At 69.4% G+C, this 19,483-nt stretch carries 18 protein-coding genes; 16 read left to right on the top strand and 2 right to left on the bottom strand.

The genetic code is table 11. The annotated features are described in order from the left end of the window. Positions 1-193 precede the first annotated feature (193 nt). Positions 194-2,911, top strand: a complete 2,718-nt coding sequence (locus tag ABD743_RS03830; protein WP_344718894.1) for an AAA family ATPase — start codon at positions 194-196, stop codon at positions 2,909-2,911. Here the strand turns inward: ABD743_RS03830 and ABD743_RS03825 are convergent, their stop codons facing one another. Then, complete coding sequence (locus ABD743_RS03825) at positions 2,912-3,601, bottom strand: MerR family DNA-binding transcriptional regulator (protein WP_344718892.1); 690 nt, start codon at positions 3,599-3,601, stop codon at positions 2,912-2,914. It lies immediately after the preceding gene. 151 nt (positions 3,602-3,752) lie between these two features. Between ABD743_RS03825 and ABD743_RS03820 the strand changes: the two genes are divergently transcribed. From ABD743_RS03820 to ABD743_RS03795, 6 genes are all read left to right on the top strand, one after another. After that, positions 3,753-4,580, top strand: a complete 828-nt coding sequence (locus tag ABD743_RS03820) for a mycofactocin-coupled SDR family oxidoreductase (protein ID WP_344718890.1) — start codon at positions 3,753-3,755, stop codon at positions 4,578-4,580. 41 nt (positions 4,581-4,621) lie between these two features. Then, positions 4,622-5,458, top strand: coding sequence for a mycofactocin-coupled SDR family oxidoreductase (locus tag ABD743_RS03815; RefSeq protein WP_344718888.1), 837 nt, complete (start codon positions 4,622-4,624; stop codon positions 5,456-5,458). Positions 5,459-5,489: 31 nt separating this feature from the next. Beyond that, positions 5,490-6,299 carry a mycofactocin-coupled SDR family oxidoreductase gene (locus ABD743_RS03810; RefSeq protein WP_344718886.1) on the top strand — a complete coding sequence of 270 codons (810 nt, stop codon included), beginning with the start codon at positions 5,490-5,492 and terminating at the stop codon, positions 6,297-6,299. Continuing rightward, the gene (locus tag ABD743_RS03805; protein ID WP_344718884.1) at positions 6,296-7,228 is read left to right on the top strand and encodes an AAA family ATPase; all 933 of its coding nucleotides are present in this window, start codon (positions 6,296-6,298) and stop codon (positions 7,226-7,228) included. The genes ABD743_RS03810 and ABD743_RS03805 overlap by 4 nt, the downstream gene beginning before the upstream one ends. 191 nt (positions 7,229-7,419) lie before the next feature. Next, entirely contained in the window at positions 7,420-8,211 is a 792-nt protein-coding gene (locus tag ABD743_RS03800; protein WP_344718882.1) for a VWA domain-containing protein, read from the top strand. 282 nt (positions 8,212-8,493) lie between these two features. Further along, the gene (locus tag ABD743_RS03795; protein WP_344718880.1) at positions 8,494-9,837 is read left to right on the top strand and encodes a multidrug effflux MFS transporter; all 1,344 of its coding nucleotides are present in this window, start codon (positions 8,494-8,496) and stop codon (positions 9,835-9,837) included. Between the two features lie 12 nt (positions 9,838-9,849). On the opposite strand, the gene ABD743_RS03790 is transcribed toward ABD743_RS03795, so the two are convergent. Beyond that, positions 9,850-10,833 (bottom strand): LLM class flavin-dependent oxidoreductase, encoded by a 984-nt coding sequence (locus ABD743_RS03790; protein ID WP_344718878.1) that lies wholly within the window; start codon positions 10,831-10,833, stop codon positions 9,850-9,852. A 184-nt stretch (positions 10,834-11,017) separates the two neighbouring features. Between ABD743_RS03790 and ABD743_RS03785 the strand changes: the two genes are divergently transcribed. The 9 genes from ABD743_RS03785 to pqqB all read left to right on the top strand — a co-directional run bounded on the left by ABD743_RS03785 (position 11,018) and on the right by pqqB (position 19,482). Further along, a complete protein-coding gene (locus ABD743_RS03785; RefSeq protein WP_344718876.1) occupies positions 11,018-12,112 on the top strand; it encodes an LLM class flavin-dependent oxidoreductase in 1,095 nt (364 codons plus the stop codon). 42 nt (positions 12,113-12,154) lie between these two features. Beyond that, entirely contained in the window at positions 12,155-12,823 is a 669-nt protein-coding gene (gene nthB, locus ABD743_RS03780; protein WP_344718874.1) for a nitrile hydratase subunit beta, read from the top strand. After that, entirely contained in the window at positions 12,820-13,428 is a 609-nt protein-coding gene (gene nthA / locus ABD743_RS03775) for a nitrile hydratase subunit alpha (protein WP_344718872.1), read from the top strand. The genes nthB and nthA overlap by 4 nt, the downstream gene beginning before the upstream one ends. A 494-nt stretch (positions 13,429-13,922) precedes the next feature. Then, entirely contained in the window at positions 13,923-14,762 is an 840-nt protein-coding gene (locus ABD743_RS03770; RefSeq protein WP_344718870.1) for an IniB N-terminal domain-containing protein, read from the top strand. 195 nt (positions 14,763-14,957) lie between these two features. Further along, a complete protein-coding gene (locus ABD743_RS03765; RefSeq protein WP_344718867.1) occupies positions 14,958-15,821 on the top strand; it encodes a hypothetical protein in 864 nt (287 codons plus the stop codon). 286 nt (positions 15,822-16,107) lie between these two features. Further along, entirely contained in the window at positions 16,108-16,572 is a 465-nt protein-coding gene (locus ABD743_RS03760; protein ID WP_344718865.1) for an MSMEG_3727 family PQQ-associated protein, read from the top strand. A 15-nt stretch (positions 16,573-16,587) separates the two neighbouring features. Further along, positions 16,588-18,288 carry a PQQ-dependent dehydrogenase, methanol/ethanol family gene (locus ABD743_RS03755; protein WP_344718863.1) on the top strand — a complete coding sequence of 567 codons (1,701 nt, stop codon included), beginning with the start codon at positions 16,588-16,590 and terminating at the stop codon, positions 18,286-18,288. A gap of 53 nt (positions 18,289-18,341) precedes the next feature. Continuing rightward, positions 18,342-18,437 (top strand): pyrroloquinoline quinone precursor peptide PqqA, encoded by a 96-nt coding sequence (gene pqqA, locus ABD743_RS03750; protein ID WP_241034237.1) that lies wholly within the window; start codon positions 18,342-18,344, stop codon positions 18,435-18,437. A 154-nt stretch (positions 18,438-18,591) separates the two neighbouring features. Continuing rightward, positions 18,592-19,482 carry a pyrroloquinoline quinone biosynthesis protein PqqB gene (gene pqqB / locus ABD743_RS03745; protein ID WP_344719220.1) on the top strand — a complete coding sequence of 297 codons (891 nt, stop codon included), beginning with the start codon at positions 18,592-18,594 and terminating at the stop codon, positions 19,480-19,482. Position 19,483 lies beyond the last annotated feature (1 nt).

Genomic DNA, 19,483 nt, shown 5'->3' with positions numbered 1-19,483 from the left:
ACCGGTGTCCCGGGCGGGTTGACACCTGGGAGAGCCGGTGATGCCAGTCCCGACCAGGACAAATCCCCTGGTCGCTCGTCTCGAGGCAGAGCTCGCGTGAGGGGTCGCGAGGTATGTTGGGTGACCGGTTTTGCCGGGCTCCGTCCCCCAGGGTGGACGAGACGAGCTACTGAGCGGCTGGCGGTGTTGCCTGGTGTTGCGGGGCAGGCGGAGCGAGTGCGAGGCGCTCGACCGGCTGCTCGACGCAGTACGGAGTGGTGAGAGCCGAGCGCTGGTGCTGTGGGGCGAGCCGGGGATCGGCAAGTCGGCGCTGTTGGAGTACCTGGTCGGGCAGGCTTCGCGGTGTCGTGTGGCCCGGGTCGCGGGCGTGCAGTCGGAGATGGAGCTGGCCTTCGCCGGGCTGCATCAGTTGTGCGCGCCGATGCTGGACGGTATCGAGCGGCTACCCGGCCCGCAGTGCGATGCGCTCCGCACGACCTTCGGACTGAGCCCCGGGCCGCCCCCTGATCGTTTCCTGGTCGCGCTGGCCGTACTCGGGCTGCTGGCTGAGGTCGCCGCCGAGCAACCACTCGTCTGTGTCGTGGACGACGCCCATTGGCTCGACCGTGCGTCCGCGCAGGCACTGGCCTTCGCCGCACGCCGGCTGGGCGCCGAATCCGTGGCTGTGGTCGTCGCCGCGCGGACGCCCGAGAAGGCGCCGGAATGGATGGGACTGCCGGAACTGGTGGTCACCGGGCTGCCCGATGACGAGGCGCGGGCGCTGCTCGGCTCCGTGGTGCCCCAGCCGGTGGACGGACGGGTCCTCGACCGGATCGTTGCCGAGACCCGGGGCAACCCACTGGCACTGCTGGAGCGGCCGCACGGGCTGACGCCGGCAGAGCTGGCCGGCGGGTTCAGGTTGCCGGGCCCTCGACCACTCCCGACTCAGATCGAGGACAGCTTCCGACGGCAACTCGCTCCGCTGCCCCCGGGCACTCGGCGGCTGCTCCTGGTCGCGGCCGCGGAACCGACCGGCGATCCGGTGCTGATGTGGCGGGCCGCCGAGCGGCTCGGGATCGACGCCACGGCCGCTGTCCCGGCGGTAGCCGCCGACCTGCTCGATGTGGGCGCCTTGGTGCGGTTCCGGCACCCGCTGGTGCGCTCGGCGATCTACCAAGCGGCCGCGCCAGAGGAACGCCGGGGTGCACACGGCGCGCTCGCCGCGGCCACCGATCCCCGGGTCGATCCCGACCGTCGCGCTTGGCACGCCGCCCAGGCCTCAGCAGGACCGGACGAGGACATCGCCGCGGAGCTCGACAGCTCGGCGGTCCGGGCACGAGCGCGCGGTGGGCTGGCTGCGGCCGCCGCATTCCTCGAACGAGCCGCCGAGCTGACGCCCGAGCCGGCACCCCGGGCCGAGCGCACCCTGGCCGCGGCGCAGGCCACCTACCAGGCCGGCGGCACCGACCCCGCCCTGAGGTTGCTCTCCCGCGCCGAGGCCTGCCCACTGGATGCGCTCCAACGCGCCCGGCTCGACCTGCTGCGCGCCCAGATCGCGTTCACCCTCAACCCCGGACGCGACGCGCCCCCGCTGCTGCTGCGGGCCGCCAAACAGCTCGAACCGCTCGACAGCAGGCTTGCCCGCGAGACCTATCTGGACGCGATCAACGCAGCCATGTTCGCCGGCCCGCTGGCAACCGGCAACGCTGTGCGAGAGGCGGCGCGAGCCGCGCGTGACGCGCCCTCGGGAGCGCAGCCACCGAGCGTGGCCGATCTTCTCCTCGACGCTTGGGCGGTGCGATTCACGGAAGGCTATGGCGCGGGGATGCCGATGTTGCGGCGAGCGCTCGACGCCTTTCGCAGCCCGAAGCTGCCGGACGAGGACGGGCTTCGTTGGCTCTGGCTCGCCTGGCCCACTGCGCGGGACCTGTGGGACGACGAAACCTTCGAGAGCCTGGCCATCCACCAGCTGCAGCGCGCTCGGGACGCCGGTGCGCTCACCGCACTTCCCATCGCCCTGGCCATGCGCGTGGCCGTACACGTGTACGTGGGCGACCTGGCCGAAGCCGCGTCGCTGAGTGAGGAGATAGCGACGGTCACCGAAGCGATCGGGAGCCATACCGCGCCATACGGCGTTCTGCTGCTCGCCGCCTGGCAGGGCCGCGAACAAGACGTTCTCGACCTGCTCGACGCAACGATCGAGGACGCGCTGACCCGCGGTGAAGGGATCGGGCTCACCGTCGCCAGGTGGACCAGAGCATTGCTCGACAACAGTCTCGGCCGGTACGAGGACGCGTTCGACAGCGCCCGACAGGCCAGTGAGCACCCCGAGGGGCTGGGCGCTCCGGCCTGGGGAGCCCTGGTTGAGCTCGTCGAAGCTGCCGCCCGCAGGGGCGAGGCCACGACCGCCGCTGACGCCCTGACCCGGCTCACGACGACAACCCGTACCGCGGGCACCGAGTGGGCGCTCGGCATCGAGGCCCGCTGCCGTGCATTGGTGAGCCACGACCAGACCGCCGAGACCGCCTACCAGGAGGCGATCGAGCGGCTCGGCCGCACCCGGATCCGGGGTGAGCTCGCTCGCGCACACCTCCTCTACGGCGAATGGCTGCGGCGCGAGGGCCGGCGCCTGGACTCCCGCGCCCAACTGCGCACCGCCCACGACATGTTCACCGCGATGGGCATGGAGGCGTTCGCCCAGCGCACAGCGCGTGAGTTACAGGCCACCGGCGAGACCGCCCGCAAACGCATCGTCGCCCCCACCGGCGCACTCACCGCACAAGAGGACCAGATCGCCCGGCTCGCCCGCGAAGGCCTCACCAACCCCGAGATCGGAACGCGGCTCTTCCTCAGCCCACGCACCGTCGAATGGCACCTGGGCAACATCTTCAGCAAGCTCGACATCACCTCGCGCAGACAGCTCCGTCGCTGATCAGCGCTCGATGATCGCGGCGATCCGGGCGAGCCGGTGCTCGAGGTCGACGATGCGGCGCTGGTCCTCCACCAACATGGCGAGCACGTCCCGAAACGCATCGACGACGCGCAGTTCACCGGGCAGCAGGTCGTGCCGGGTGACGACGAACAACGCTCCGACGGCGCTCCCGTCGCCCTGCAGTGCCACGGTGATGCCCTGGCCGACCGCCCGTGGCTCGGGGAACCGGATCGCCGCGGGGTCGAAGAGGCACGGCCGCCGCGTCCGGAAGGCCTGCACCACGGGTGCCGGCGGTGGGCCGGACGTGAGCCGCTCGGCCAGCCAGCGCGGCACGCCGAACCCGGCGGTGAAGCGCAACTCGCCGTCGTGCAGGAGATAGAGGCCTGCGGTGTCGGCGTCCAGCACCTGCACGAGCGGCCGGACGGCGGCGCGGACGGCGGCGGCGATGTCGGCCGACCCGGTCTCGTCGGGGCGGCGTGGCTCCGGCACCGCGGCGTCGACCCATCCGATCTGTCCGGCACCCGCCCTGTCGGCGTAGCGCCGCAGCTCGGCCGGGTCGTAGCGCCGGTGGCCACCCGGCGTCCGCAGCGGCGTCAGGAGGCCGGCGTCCTCCGCCGCGAGGAGCGTGGTGCGACTCATCCCCAACGCGCGGCTCGCCTCGCTCACCGTGAGCCGGCGTTCGATCGTCACCGATCCTCCCGAACCGACCGAATCGCACGAAGATGATTTGAGGAGCTGATCGATCGAGTGGTACACCTCCAGCCACGGACGGTCAACGTCGGCGTCCGCCGGAGCAGCCGTCACTTCTGGACGTTTCCGGACGGTTCGGGGGGAGGTGTCGGTGCGCGACCCTCGAACTGCATCCCTGCCGGATCTCACCGGGCAGGTCGCGCTCGTCACCGGGGCGGGCCGTGGCCAGGGCCGCTCGCACTGCCTCGCCCTGGCCGAGGCCGGAGCCACGATCGCGGCCCTCGACGTCTGCCGTGACCTCGACGTCCCGAGCTACCCGCTCTCCACCCGGGCCGAGCTGGACGAGGTGGTCGCGGACGTCGAGCGGCTCGGCGGTCGTGCCCTGGCGCTCGTGGCGGACGTGCGCGACCCGGGCGAGGTCACCGCGGCCGTCGCCGCCGTCGAGAAGACCTTCGGACGCCTGGACGTACTGGTCAACAACGCGGCGATCCTGACGAGCGCGCCGTTCTGGGAGCTCTCCGAGCAGCAGTGGACAGCCGTCGTCGACACAAACCTCTCCGGAGTCTGGCGCACCACGAAGGCGGCCGCGGAACTCCTGCGGCGCTCGCCCCGCGGCCGCATCGTCAACATCGCCTCGACCGGCGGGGTGCGCGCGGTGCCGGAGTTCGCGCACTACGTCGCCGCCAAGCACGGCGTCGTCGGGCTCACACGGGCGATGGCGATCGAACTGGCGAACGACCGCGTCACCGTGAACGCGATCCTGCCCGGCGCCGTCGACTCACCGATGCTGGCCGGGCTCGCCGACGAGCTCGGCCTTACCCCCGACGACGTGCACAAGCGCTGGCTGCACGACCAACTGCTGGTCGAGGTCATCGCGCCCGCCGAGGTCACCGGGGCACTGCTCTGGCTGCTCTCCGACTCCGCCCGCCACGTCACGGGCCACTGCCTCGCGGTCGACGGGGGCGCACTCGCCCGCTGACCGATTCCCACCCGCTGTACCCACGAGCTCAAGGAGGAGCGATGGGCAGGTTCGACGGCAAGGTCGTGCTGATCACCGGAGGAGCGCGCGGACAGGGGCGCTCGCACGCGCTGAAGTTCGCGCGTGAAGGGGCCGACGTCGCGTTCTGCGACATCGCCTCGCAGCTCGACTCCGTGCCGTACCCGATGTCGAAGCCCGACGACCTGCAGGAGACCGTGCGGCTCGTCGAGGACCTCGACCGCCGCTGCCTGGGGGTCACCGCGGACGTGCGGGACCGCGGGCAGCTCGACTCGTTCGCCGAGCAGACCCGCACCGAGCTCGGCCGCATCGACTTCCTCCTGGCCAACGCCGGGATCTTCTCCTTCTCCACCGTCGCGGACATGACCGATCGGACCTGGCAGGAGATGATCGACACCAACCTGACCGGCGTCTTCCACGCCATGCGGGCGGTGCTGCCGGCGATGCTCGAACAGGGCTACGGCCGGATCGTCGCGACGTCCTCGATGGCCGGGAAGACGGGAATGGCCAACATCGCCCACTACTGCGCGACGAAGTGGGGGGTGATCGGACTCGTCAAGTCGCTGTCTCAGGAGGTCGCCGGGAACGGCATCACCGTCAACGCCGTCTGCCCCACCAGCGTCGACACGACGATGATCCAGAACGAGGCGGCCTACAAACTGTTCGTCCCCGACGTGGCGGGCCCCTCCCGCGAGGACGCCGCCCCGGCCTTCCAGAGCATGAACTCGATCCCGATCCCGTGGGTCGAGACGGTCGACATCTCCAACGCGATGGCCTTCCTGTGCTCGGACGAGGCCCGCTACATCACCGGGGAGACCCTCGCGGTCGCCGCCGGCATGAACGCCGCGAACGCCGGCTGATCAGACTCAAAGACGAAGAGGAGCACGAAACATGGCAGGACGTCTCGAGGGCAAGGTCGCTCTCGTCTCGGGCGCGGCGCGGGGGCAGGGCCGGTCGCACGCGGTGCGGCTGGCCCAGGAGGGCGCGGACATCATCGCCTTCGACATCTGCCGCCAGCTCGACACCGTGCCCTACCCGATGGCGGTCTCGGATGACCTCGAGCAGACGGTCAGGCTCGTGGAGGACCTCGACCGCCGGATCATCGCGCGCGAGGCGGACGTGCGGGACTCGGCAGCCGTGCAGGCCCTCGTCGACGAAGGGGTGAGCGAGTTCGGCCGCCTCGACGTGGTCTGCGCAAACGCCGGCATCGCCGGGTTCGCGGAGAACAGCTGGACGATGACCGAGGACCAGTGGGAGGAGATGATCGCGGTCAACCTCACCGGCGTGTGGAAGACCGTGAAGGCGGCGGCACCCGCGATGATCGAGGCCGGCAACGGCGGCTCGATCGTCATCACCAGCTCGACCGCGGGGGTCAAGGGGATGCCGGGCACCGCCCACTACGTGTCGGCCAAGCACGGCGTCGTCGGTCTGATGCGCAGCCTCGCCAACGAGCTGGCCCCGCATTCCATCCGGGTCAACACCGTGCACCCGACGGGAGTGAACACCCCGATGATCGTCAACGACTTCATGGCGGAGGTGCTGTCGAGTTCTGACGGCAGCATCAACCTGCAGAACGCGCTACCGGTGGAGATGGTCGAGCCGGTGGACATCTCCAACGCCATCGTGTGGCTCGCCTCCGAGGAGGCCCGCTACGTCACGGGCGTGTCGCTGCCGGTGGACGCCGGGTTCCTGCAGAGGTGACCACTCCGGCAGCACCTGCCACCCCGAGCGCGAACGGATCGCGACGCGATGCGATCGCGCGCGGGGTGGTGGGCAGGCGACGCGAACTCGATCTCGTGCTGGCCGCGGTGACGGCGGGGCGCGACATCCTGCTGGAAGGCCCGCCGGGCACGTCGAAGTCGACGCTGCTGCGCGCGATCACCGGCCAGTGGGGCGTGCCGTTCGTGCTGGTGGAGGGCAACGCCGAGCTGACACCCGCCCGGCTCGTCGGCCACCACAACCCCGCGCGCGTGCTGCGGGAGGACTACTCGGCGGAGAACTTCGTGCCGGGCCCGCTCGTCGAGGCGATGCAGCGCGGCGGGTTCCTCTACATCGAGGAGCTCAACCGCGCCCCCGAGGACACGCTCAACGTGTTGCTCGCCGCGATGGCCGAGCGCGAGGTCACCGTTCCGCGGGTGGGGCTGATCAAGGGCCTGCCCACGTTCCGGGTGCTCGCGTCGATGAACCCCTTCGACGACATCGGAACGGCCCGGATCTCCGACTCCGTCTACGACCGCTGGTGCCGCCTCGCCGTGGGGTACCAGGACGAGCCCGACGAACGAACCATCGTCGCGGTGCGCACCGGCTGCGACGACGATCGGCTCATCGCCGACGGCGTCGCGCTCACCCGCGCCACGCGCGCCCACCCGGACCTGCGCCGCGGGTCCAGCGTGCGGGGCGCGATCGACCTGGTCGCGATCGCCGTCGAGCTCGCAGCACTCGGCAGCTACGGCACCGGCGACGAGATCGATCGGCCGCGTGTCGTGCTCGACGCCGCACTGCTCGCGCTCTCGGCGCGGATCGGCGTCGACGAGGCCAGCGACGCCACACCGGAGCAGGTGATCACCCAGATCTGGGAGAACCATTTTTTCTCGCGTCCCGGCGTGCAGCGCCGGGTCCCCATCGGTTAGACGTCGACAACGCCGTCCGGCTGCCCGGATCCGACGGCCCTTCACGCGGCCTCGCACCCCTGCGCAGGAAGCCGAAGCAGCTGACGGCCGCACCCGCCCTGTTCCAGACGGGGACAGGCGCCCCGTTCGTCGTCGACGACGGGGACAGCCGGGGGAACGGCGCGGCGACCGGTCCAGCGGGTGGCCAGGGCGTGCTGGTCACCGGTCAGCGCGCGGAGCTGCGTGACGTCGGTGAGCTGCTCGAGGACCTCGCTCCCGACCCCGAGATCGCGGCGATGGCGCAGCGGATCGGGCGCAGGCTCGCGATCCGCAGGCGCCCGCGCGCCGACCGCCCCGAGCGCGGTTCCGGACGGCTCGCGTCCGTGCCGTACCGGTACCGATCCGACGACATCGACCTCGACCGCACCATCGAGGTGCTCACCGAGCGTCCGGTGCCCGAGGACACGGACATCATCGTGCGTGAGCGGATGCAGTCCCGGCGAGACGTCGTGCTCGTCGTGGACGTGTCCGGCTCCATGCGGGGCGAGAAGGTCCGGATCGCCGCCGCGACCGTCGCGGCCCTCTCGGCGGACCTGTCGGCGCACGGCAGCCGGCTCGCCCTCGTGGCGTTCTGGTCCGACGCCGCGCTGCTGAAGCCCCTCGGCGCGCACATTCCAGCCTCGCGGCTGCTGGACCAGCTCTTGCGCATTCCGGCGCGCGGGCTCACCAACGTGCAGTTCGCGCTGGCGGTGGCACACGCGGAGCTGCACCGCTCGTCGGCGCGCAGGCGCACCGCCGTGCTGCTCACCGACGCCGTGCACAACGCCGGACCCGACCCCCGGCTGATCGCACGCCGCTTCCCCGAGCTGCACGTGCTGCTCGAGATCGACGGCGAGCACGACACCTCGCTCGGCGCCGACATCGCCCGTCTCGGACGTGGTCGTCTCGCCCCGGTCGCGACCCACCGCGACGTGGCGCCCGCCGTCAACCGCCTGTTGGGGTGAGCACGGCGCGCGCCGGCGGCGTCATGCGCGGCATCTATCTCGCGCCATGAACAGTATTTATCCGTCGTGTGATGGAAATCCTGTACCGCATCCATAGGTCCTTCAGGCCGATGGTCGGATTATTACTTGTTGTCCCTAACTGAATCCCGCTTGATCGACATCCGATCGAGCGCCGGCAGATCGGGTGTGTGCTTGACCACGCAGAGTCGACACGATCACTCGGCGACCCCCACAACCGGGTCGGCCGTCCTGCCCCACCGACTGCTCCGCCGGATCCTGCCGGTGGCAGTCCTCCTCACCTGGCTCGGACCGTTCTCGATGGACGCCTACAGCCCGGCCTTCCCCGCCATCCAGAAGGACTTCGCGACCTCGGCCGGGGCCGTGCAGGCCACGCTCGCCACCACGCTGGTCGGCCTGGCACTCGGCCAGCTCCTCGTCGGCCCCATCAGCGACAGATACGGCCGGCGCCGCCCGCTCCTCGTCGGCCTGTCCGGGTACGTGGTCGGATCCGTGCTCTGCGCGAGCGCCTGGACGATCGAGCTGCTGATCGCCGCCCGCTTCGTGCAGGGCTTCGCCGCCGCCACGGGCATCGCGATCGCGCGGGCGATCGCTCGCGACGTGCACTCCGGAACTCAGCTCGCCCGGTTCTACTCCCTGCTCACCGCCGCGACGGCCATCGCGCCCATGGTGGCGCCGATCGCCGGCGCGGGGCTGCTCGAGTCGGGGCTGTCGTGGCGCTGGATCTTCGGGGTCACCTTGATCCTGGGGGTCATCGGGCTCGCCGCGGTCGTCCTGCTCCTCCCCGAGACGCATCCGCGCTGGATCGGCGGCGTGGACCGCGCCGTGACCGGAGTCGGGCACCCGGAGCCGGAGCCCACCGTCCACCTGAGCCTCTGGGTACTGCTGCGCAGGCGCGAGGTCTTCGTCAGCGCGCTCGTGCTCGGCCTGTGCGGTGCGGCCATGATCGCCCACCTGGCCGGGCTCTCGTTCTTCCTCCAGGACGAGCGCGGGCTGAGCCCGGCCGCCTACGGCGCGGTGTTCGCGCTGGACGCCGCAGGGCTGGTGATCGCGAACAACGTCAACCGGTTCGTCCTGCGCCGCTGGTCCTCACGCCAGGTGCTGTCGGTGTCGGTGCCGGTGATGCTCGTCTTTGCGGTGGTGTTCGCCGCGCTGCTGCGCGCCGAAGCGCCGTTGCCCGCCGTGCTCCCTGCGCTGTTCCTGTTCATCAGCTGCTGGGGCTTCGTCATGCCGAACGCCGTCGCCGTCGGCATGTCCGTGGAACGTGCCGCGGCCGGGCGGGCATCGGCGATCCTCGGGGTGGCCCAGTTCGGCTTCGCCGCCTTCAGCGCTCCGCTGGTGGGCACGATCCCGGTGATCGCCGGCACTCCCCCGATGGCCACCGTGATCGTCGTGTGCATGGCCGGGGCGGTGGTGGCGCAGATCGTGGCCCGACTCGTCGGTCGCCGCGCCGCTGCTCCGGCTCTCGCCCACTCCCCCGGCCGTCGTGAGCTCCGGCGGCAACCATCCGCCTCCCTGATGGCGGAGAGAACGTGCGTGTCTCCCGCTGTTCAGCTCGTGGACCGCCACGTCTGTACAAAGGGAAGCGAGGCGAACCCCACGTCATAACCGGCGCAGCGGTCAGCGCACGGCCAGACTCTCGAGGAGATCACGGATCTGGTCGACGGACATCCCGGACGGGGACAGGCACGGCACGGAGATCCCCGCTTCCCGGTACTCGGCGATCGTGCTCCGCACGGCGGACGGCCGGAGGTCGCTGACGGCGGTGCGCCGAGCCACCTCCTCGGCCGTCCGGAGGCCCTGACGGTCGAGGTGCCTGCGGTAGTTGGGGAAACGCGTGAGGTAGGCGTCCGCCTCGGCCAGCACCGCGTCCGGCTCGCCGACCCTGATGTAGAGCGCGGTCTCAGGACGGGCGTTGCCGATCTCGGCGGCTGCTTCGGCCATCACGCGGCTCGTGGTCTCGGCGTGCTCAGGGGTCAGCCAGTTCAGGACGGCACCGTCCGCGGCTGTGGCGGCCAGCCGCAGCATTCGCGGGCCGAGAGCGCCGAGCAGCACCGGGAACCCGTTACCGAAGGACAGGTCCTTCTGCGAGAGTTCGCGCAGTTCGGCGAGGTAGGCCGTCATATGGGCCATCGGAGAGTCCGGGAACGGCACGCCGATGGCGGCCAGCGCGCCTCGATGCGAAATGCCGCAGCCGAGCATGAACCGGCCGCCGGAGTCCTCTTGGCAGTTCGCCGCGAGCAGCGCCATCGCCCGGGCAGCGCGAACCGGGGTGATCGCGACACCGGGGCCGACCCGCAGCCGGGTGGTTGCGGCCAGGGCGGTGGCGGAGGCGATGAACGGGTCGCGCCCGGTGACCCTCCCGGTGGCCGCGTAGCCCATCTCCGGGAGGAACAGGTCGGTGAAGCCGGCCGACTCGGCCAGCCGTGCGATCTCTGCAACCCGTTCGCCCGGCTGGTCGCGCACGACGATGCCGAGCCGCTCTGCCGTGCTGTCGTGATCTGCGCTGGTGGGGGATATGGGACCGGCCTCCTCTTTCGGCGTGCCACGTCGCCGTGGCCCGTGCGTGGCCGCCGGAGCGGCGATTCGAAGCCTTGACAGCATATTCGCCCGGTCGTACGGTGCAACCGTATACAAAAGCAGTTCGAAATAACGAAAGCGTCCAGGAATGCACGATTTGCGATATGGCGATGCAATTCCGTCGCGAGTCGATGCGGGGGCGTATTACGCAAGCCTGCAGAGCGCAGATCGGCCACGACACACGCCGGGCCGACGAGAGCGGGCAGTGATGACCGAGATCTGGACGTCGGCCTGGAACGCCCGTGTGGAGGAGATCGCGCAGCAGGCGCACCAGGCCGAGGACGCGGGCTTCGACGGCATGTTCATCACCGACTCGCAGAACCTCTGGATGGAGTGCTGGGTCGCGCTCACGGTGGCGGCCACCGAGACCGAGCGGCTGAAGCTGGGCACGGCGGTCACGAACCCGGTCACCCGCCACGCCGCGGTCACCGCGGACGCCGCTGCCAGCCTGCAGGAGGTCTCGAAGGGGCGCGTGCTGCTCGGCATCGGCCGTGGCGACTCCGCACTCGCCTACCTCGGCCACGCGCCGGCACCGCTCCCCCGCTTCGCCCGGTACCTGCAGCAGCTGCAGGGCTATCTGCGCGGCGACGACGTTCCCTTCGACACCGACGGCTTCACCGACCTGCCACCGCTCGGCACTCTGGGCTACGAGCGAGTGCCCCGGTCCAGCCGGATCCGCTGGCTGCCGGGCACGCAACCGAAGGTGCCGGTCGACGTGGCAGGGTCCGGCCCGAAGGTCGTCCGGCTGGCCGCGGAGCTCGCGGACGGTGTCACGTTCGGCGTCGGCGCGGAGAGCGGGCGGCTGCGCGCGATGCTGGACATGGTCGCCAAGGCTCGCGGCGAGGCCGGCCTCGTCGGCACGCCGTTCAGCCGCTCCGCGATGGTCACCGTGGTGCCGCATCCGGACGCCGCGGTGGCACGGCGGCTGGCGGCCGGAGGTGTGGCACTGGCCGGGCGCTGGTCGGTGATGCAGTCGCGCAAGCCGATCGCCGGGGTGGACGAACAGACGCGGGCGCAGTTCGACATGGCCAGGACCTCCTACGACATGACCCGGCACGGGGAGACCCACAGCAGCCACGCGGCGTCCATGAACGACGAGTTGGTCGACCGCTTCGGCATCGCGGGGCCGCCGGAGCACTGCATCGAGCGATTGCGCGAGTTGATGTCGCTCGGCCTTCACCGGATCGTGTTCAACACCCGGATCCGCGGCGCGACCGAGGAGGAACAGGCGGACGTGACGCACCTGATGCTGAACGAGGTGCTGCCCAACGTTTCCGGTCGCGCCCGCGACGGGCAACGATGATGAGCGCCTGACCGTCGTCGTGGATCTACGAGAGGTGGAGTCATGGACGGGATCGCGGACATGGGAGGCACCCAGGGGTGGGGCGCCCTGCACCCGCCGCGCGACGACGAGCCGGTCTTCGCAGAACCCTGGCACGGTCGGACGTTCGCGATGGCGCTGCTGTCCAGGAGCGGGATGACCGGGTACAACCTGGACGCGTTCCGGCATGCGATCGAGCGTCTGGATCGGGCCGCCTATCTGGAGGAGGGCTACTACGGTCGCTGGCTCAGCGCATCGGAGCTGATACTCACCGAGTGCGCGATCCTGGCGCCGGGCGCCGTCGAGGCCCGTATCCGCAACGTGAACGGCGAGCAGGTCGAGGAACCACCGTTCCCCGAGCCTGCCCTGCCCGACTACACGCCGACCGATGCGGGATGGCGGCGTGCCGTGGCCTCCGCGCCGGCCTTCGCCGTCGGTGAGCGGGTGCGTGCCAAGGACATGGCGCCTGCCGGGCACACCAGGCTTGCGGGCTACGTGCGCGGGCGCATCGGAGTGATCGAGCTCATCCAGCCCGCCGCCGTGCTGCCGGACACGCACGCGCACTTCCAGGGCGAGAACCCGCAACACGTGTATTCGGTGCGGTTCGACTCGCACGAGCTGTGGGGTGCCGACGCCGAATCCTTCGTCGTCACCATCGAGCTGTACGAGAGCTACCTGGAGAAGATCGCATGAGCGAGCCTGCGAGCACCTTTGGAACCGCCGGGCGCTTTCCGGCTGCGCTGCGCGCCGAGGCTATCGAGCAGTTGCTCACCGAACGCGGCCTGATCGAGTCGGCCGCGTTGGACAAAATCATCACCGACTACGAGACCAACATCGGCCCGCTCAACGGCGCCAAAGTGGTCGCCAAGGCGTGGACTGATCCGAAGTTCCGGCAGCGGCTGCTCGACAACGGCACCGACGCCATCGCGGAGCTGGGCCTGTCAGGCACGCAGGACAAGCACATCGTCGTCGTGGAGAACACTCCGACGGTTCACAACGTGGTGGTCTGCACGCTGTGCTCGTGCTACCCGTGGGCGGTGCTCGGGCTGCCGCCCAGCTGGTACAAGGACCCTGCCTACCGTGCACGGGTGGTGAGGGAGCCGCGCACGGTGCTGTCGGAGATGGGCCTGGAGCTCGCCGACGACGTGCAGATCGTCGTGCGCGACTCCAGCAGCGAGGTGCGCTGGCTGGTGCTGCCCGAACGTCCTGCCGGCACCGAGGACCTCTCCGAGGAGCAGCTGACGGAGCTGGTCACTCGGGACGCGATGATCGGCGTGGCCAAGCTGGCGACGCGGTAGGCGCTCCGCTCCACGTATGACGGCTCGCGCGACCCCGGAACGGGTGACGGCCGTCCACGAGGTCGCCGAACCACCCGGCAGACCGGGCTGTCTGCGCCCCGATGCTCCTGCCCGGCCACGGCGATCGACGTGACCCACACGGTCGGAGTCGCCGCCATCGCACCTCACGACGAGGTGACACCACTCATCGTCCGATCGATGTCGGCGCGATAGCTCTTCGTGTTCACGTCACCCGATATTTCGAGCCCTTTCGCTGAAACGGGTTCCGCCGGTTCACGCCCGCTGTAATTTGCTGGTCCGTTAACCCTCGAACGGGTCATACTGCAAAACAAGGCGAATCCCCTATACATTTACTGAAATCCCCCATGCCCCGTCACCGACCCCCAACGGAAAGCCAGGCGGATCCCCGATGGCTCGCCGGAGCACTGCCCATAGCTTTCGCCTGAACACCGGTCAGTCCGAACACACCGTCACGAACATCGGAGATGATCAGAATGGCCCAGCCCATGACGCTGCTCGAGTTCCTGCGGGAGCTGACGACGAACGAGCAGGCGCGTGATCTGTACGCCGCGAACCCCGAGGCGACGCTGAGCCACTACGGGCTCGACAACCTCAGCCCCGCTGACGTCCATGACGCCCTCGTGCTGATCGAGGACAACGAGACCGCGCAGTACACCGCCGGCCACTTCGACGCGCAGTTTGCGCCACCGCCGCCCGTGCCGATGAGTCACGCGGGCGGCGAGCACGAGGCCGCGGTCGATTACATCAACCGGTACGTCAGCAACGACTACGACTCCGACCGTGACTCCAACGGGGACAACTTCCTCGATCAGAACGTCCGCAACAGCGGCATCTTCGACCAGGACGTCGACGTCGACGCGCTCGGCGCCTCCGGCAACGGCGCCGTCGTGGCCGACGATGGAATCACGGACTCCGCCGTGGTCAGCGGGGACGAGAACCAGGTCGGTGCCGGCAACCTCAGCGGCGACAACAACGTCGTCGGGAACGGCAACGCCACCGTTGGCGGCGACGGCAACACCATCGCGTTCGGCGACGGCGAAGCCAACACGTCGGCCCTGGAGGACGTCGGCATCAGCCACGGCGGTGCCCTCTCCGTCGGCGCCGTGGCCACCGGTGCCTACGACGCGGACGGCTCGTTCAACGACGTCGACGCGTCGACCCGGAACTCCACCGAGTTCGACGGCTCCTTCAACACCGACAATGACAGTGCGAACGACTCGTTCAACGAGTACTCCACGGACAACGAGATCGACTCGCACACCCACACGCACAACGACAACCAGAGCCACAACAACCTCGACATCGACAGCTGACGACCCGGCGGGTGCGCGTTTCCAGGGCGGCCCGTTCCTGCGGTGCAGGGGCGGGCCGCCGCCGGCACTGGTGGGAGTTCCGTCTCCTGACAACGCGGAGAGGCCCGGCCTCGGGACCGGGCGCCGCGAGTCCTGACTTTCTCCGCAACGCCGGGACGACCGGCACTCGCCGAACCACTTGGGAGATGACCCGAGATGACCACCTCGACCTCGCTGCTCGATGTGCTGCTCAACCTCTTCCGCGACCCCGAGGCCAAGGCCGCCTTCACCGACGACCCGCACGGCTACCTCGCCACCTGCGGCGTCCTCTCGGCCGACGACGTCCGCGACGCCCTCGTTCTGCTCCAGGACGACCAGGAAGCCGACCTCGACCGCGAATACACCGCCGGCGCGAGCCACACGAGCGGCCAGGGCCACATCGCCACGCCGCCGCCCGCCCCCGAGAAGTACAGCGGCGAGAGCGACCACGAAGCCGCTGTCCGCTACCTCAACACCTACGTCACCAACAACTACGTCGACAACCGCGACACCGTCATCGACAACTCGGTCAACCAGCAGATCGACACCGGTGGCGGCGACTTCGACCAGGACATCGACATCGATTCCACCGCCGCCACCGCCGACGGCGCCGTCGCCGCCGACGGCGACATCCAGGATTCCAAGATCGTCACCGGCGACGGAAACCAGGTCGGCCAGGGCAACCTCAGCGGCGACGACAACCTCGTCGGCGACGGCAACGACGCCATCAGCGGCGACGACAACACCCTCGCCTTCGGCAACGGCGACGCCAACACGTCCGCGCTGAGGGACGTCGGCGTCGACCACGGCAGCGCCCTCTCCGTCGGCGACACCGCCACAGGCGACTACGACGCGAACGGCTCGTTCAACGACGTCGACGCGTCGACCCGGAACTCCACCGAGTTCGACGGCTCCTTCACCACCGACAACGACAGCGCGAACGAGTCGTTCAACGAGGCCGACGCCGCCGTCGACATCGACTCGCACAACACCACGCACACCGACGTCCAGAGCCACAACGACCTGGGGATCGACTCCTGACCACGTTCACCGGCCGCCCGACATCGCCGACTCCTTCACCTATCGGGTGACCATCCACAACCGGCGGAGTGGGCCACCGAATTCTACGCAGGACACCACCGAGTGATCATTTAATTGATCATGCCGCTCTCCAGCAGTCGATCATTGCGCGCGACCTTGTACCCGATACCCGAACATCGGAAACATCATTCGCCTAATCACATTGATAGACCTTCGGGGGGGTTGACCGCTATATGGTGCTGTGATAGCGTTCACAATTTAAATTGGAGCGCCGGGAGGTGGAGGTATGACGACCACTGCGGGGGATCGATCCGACCTGCTCGACAAGCTCGGATTGAATGGACAGAACAAAGCGACTCTGGGTCGACTGTTGGCCACCGGAAACATCGGACAGGCCACCGAGCGATCCGACGGCACCATGCAGGCCACAATTCGAATCAACCCCGATGAGCTGTGCTGGGATCCGTCGATCCTGGTCATGCCCCACGGCGGCGACCTCGAACTCGAGCTCATCAACGACGACCTGAACACGCACTGCGCGCTATTGCCGAGCAATGGCGACCGGAAATTCATCTGGCTGGTGAACCATTCACGTGGACGGGCGCGCCTCAACCTCGACGGCCCGGGCTACTACTGGTACAGCTCGCCCACCGGCAACGACGAAGGACGGGGACTGACCGGCGCCATCGTCGTGCTGGGGGAAGTCCCGCCGGAGGCTCGCCTCGATCGCCCCGAACAGCCGCGACCGTAGAAAGGAGCAGTTTCGGTGACAGTTGAATACGTAGACGCAGGGGAAGCCATCGATCAAGGTTTGCTGAGCGGCAAGGTCGCTGGGGGCGAGATCGCGCCGCCCGTGGTCGCCGACGTCAACTACGAGCGCATTCGCAACGCGCGCTCGGAGCCCGAGAACTGGCTCACGTACTACGGTGCCTACAACGGACAGCGGTACAGCCCGTTGGATCAGATCAACACGGAGAACGTCAAGGATCTCCGCCCCGCGTGGATCTTCCAGGCCGGCGCGAGCGGCATGATCGCGGGCGCGTCGACCTACTCGTTCGAGGCCACCCCGATCGTCGTCGACGGGATCATGTTCGTCTCCGGCTGGGACGGCTGGGTCTGGGCTCTCGACGCGAAGACGGGCGTGGAGATCTGGCGGTACAAGCACGCAATTCCCTACGACGTTTCCCTGTGCTGCGGGAACGTGAACCGTGGGGTCGCCGTGGCTCAAGGAAAGGTCTTCTTCGTCACGGCGAATGCTCACGTTCTCGCGCTCGACGCCACCACCGGCAACCGGGTCTGGGACAAGACCTATGGAGACGTGCGGGCCGGGGAGAGCGCCACGGTCGCGCCGCTCGTCGTGAAGGACATGGTCATCGTCGGGAGTTCCGGCGGGGAGTTCGGCGTGCGCGGTCACCTCGACGCGTTCGACCTCGAGAGCGGGGAACACCGCTGGCGTTGCTACATGGTGCCGAAGCCCGGGGAGCCCGGCTCGGAGACCTGGCCCGCCGACGGCGAGGCCTGGGCGCGTGGTGGCGCGAACTGCTGGGTCACCGGCACCTTCGACCCGGAGACGAACCTGCTGTACATCGGCACCGGCAACCCGGCGCCCGACTTCGACGGCGAGGTCCGGGAGGGCGACAACCTCTTCACGGACAGCATCGTCGCCGTCGACGCGGACAGCGGCCAGATCCAGTGGCACTACCAGTGCACCCCGCACGACGTGTGGGACTACGACAGCATCTCGGAGTGCATCCTGTTCGAGTCGGGCGGGCGCAAGTTGCTCGGCCACTTCGACAAGAACGGGTACTTCTTCGTCCTTGACCGGACGAATGGCGAGTTGGTCCAGATCACCCCCTTCGTCGACCGCATCACCTGGGGCGCGATCACGCGGGACGGCAAGGTGACGGCCAGGGTGTACCCCGACAAGGAGGGGGAACCGGTCCACTTCTACCCCGGTCCGGCCGGCGCGAAGGAATGGACCCACGCGGCCTACAGCCCGAAGACCGAGCTCTTCTACGTGCCGGTCCAGGACACCGGCGCAACGGCCACCCGGCGGCGCCGGGAGTTCAAGGAGAGCATCCCGTACTGGGGCGCGGGCGTTCAGGTGGACATCGAGGACATGGCGGGGTCCATCAGCGCGTTCGACGCCAACGGTGAGGAGAAGTGGCGCTGGCGCAACGAGCTTCCGATGTGCGCCTCCGTGCTGGCCACGGGCGGCGACCTGGTGTTCGCCGGTGAGCCCTCCGGTGAGCTCAACGCGATCGACGCCCGCAACGGCAAGCTGCTGTGGCAGTTCCAATGCGGAAGCGGCCACCACAGCAGCCCGAGTACCTACATGGTCGACGGCAAGCAGTACGTCGCCGTGCCGGTCGGCTGGGGCGGGTGGGCCGAGGGATTCCTCCCCGGCATGCTCGGCGCCGGCCACGGAAGCGCCCTGGTCGTCTTCGAACTCCCGAATCAGCCGTAATGCCGTGACGGAAACACCTGTCGGAATCAGGCAGAGAGGGAGGAGGTGAATCCGTGGAGTCTCAGCTTGCTGTGTGGGAGACGCCGGAGTTCGAGGAGATCGGCGTCGCGCCCGAGGTGACGATGTACATCGCCCAGTTGGACGACTAGGGGGACGTAGGGCGGCGCCGGACCTGACCGGGTCCGGAGCCCTCCGACGGCTCGGCGCGACCACAGATGGCCGGCCGGGCCGAAGGGCCTGCGCATGTCCGAGGAGCCGACGCCCTCAGGCGGCGGCTCCTCGGTGGAAAGAGGAGTGACAACGATGTTGCTGCGGGTGCTGGGCTCTGCGGCGGGGGGCGGCTCGCCGCAGTGGAACTGTGGCTGCCCGGTGTGCGCCGCAGTCCGCACTGGGGCGGCTCCCCCGCGCACCCAGTCGTCGGTCGCGGTGAGCGCCGGCGACAACGAGCGCTGGTTCCTCATCAACGCCTCGCCCGACGTCCGCGCCCAGATCGAGGCCTTCCCGGGCCTGCACCCGCGCGACGACCGGACGACGCCGGTGCAGGCGGTGCTGCTCACCGACGCCGAGCTGGACCACACGTTGGGCCTGCTTCTGCTGCGCGAGGCCCGCGCCCTGCGGCTTCATGCCACGCCGGCGGTGCACAAGACACTGTCTGACGGCTCGGGGATCCTGCGCACGCTCGAGCGCTACTGCCCGGTCGAGTGGCAGACGGTGATCCCAGGCAGCGACTTCGCCCTGGCGGACGGACTGTCCTGCCGGGCGTTCGACGTGCCCACCACCAAGCGGGCCCGGTTCGGAGCCGAAGGGGACCACGGTCGCGTCGTCGGCTATCGGCTGACCGACGAGCACAGCGGGGGCACGCTCGTGTACCTGCCGGGGGTGCAGTCGCTGACGCCGGCGCTCCGCGCGGAGATCGAGGGCTGCGATTGCCTGCTGATCGACGGCACCTGCTGGCGCGACGACGAGCTGGTACGGCTCGGCCTGGCCGGCAAGACGTCCCGGAAGATGGGCCACCTGCCCATCGACGGCCCGGACGGCAGCCTGGAGCAGCTCCGGTCGCTGGGCGTGGGGCGCACGATCTTCGTTCACATGAACAACACCAACCCGATCCTGCTGGAAGACGCGCCCGAGCGGCGCATTGTGGAGGACAGCGGTATGCAGGTGGCCATCGACGGCCTAGAGGTCGAGGTATAGG

The organism is Pseudonocardia yunnanensis (genome assembly GCF_039534065.1).
GTDB classification, from domain to species: Bacteria; Actinomycetota; Actinomycetes; order Mycobacteriales; family Pseudonocardiaceae; genus Pseudonocardia; species Pseudonocardia yunnanensis.
Note: the sequence above shows the minus strand (reverse complement) of the source record. Positions and strands in the feature narration are given on the sequence as shown.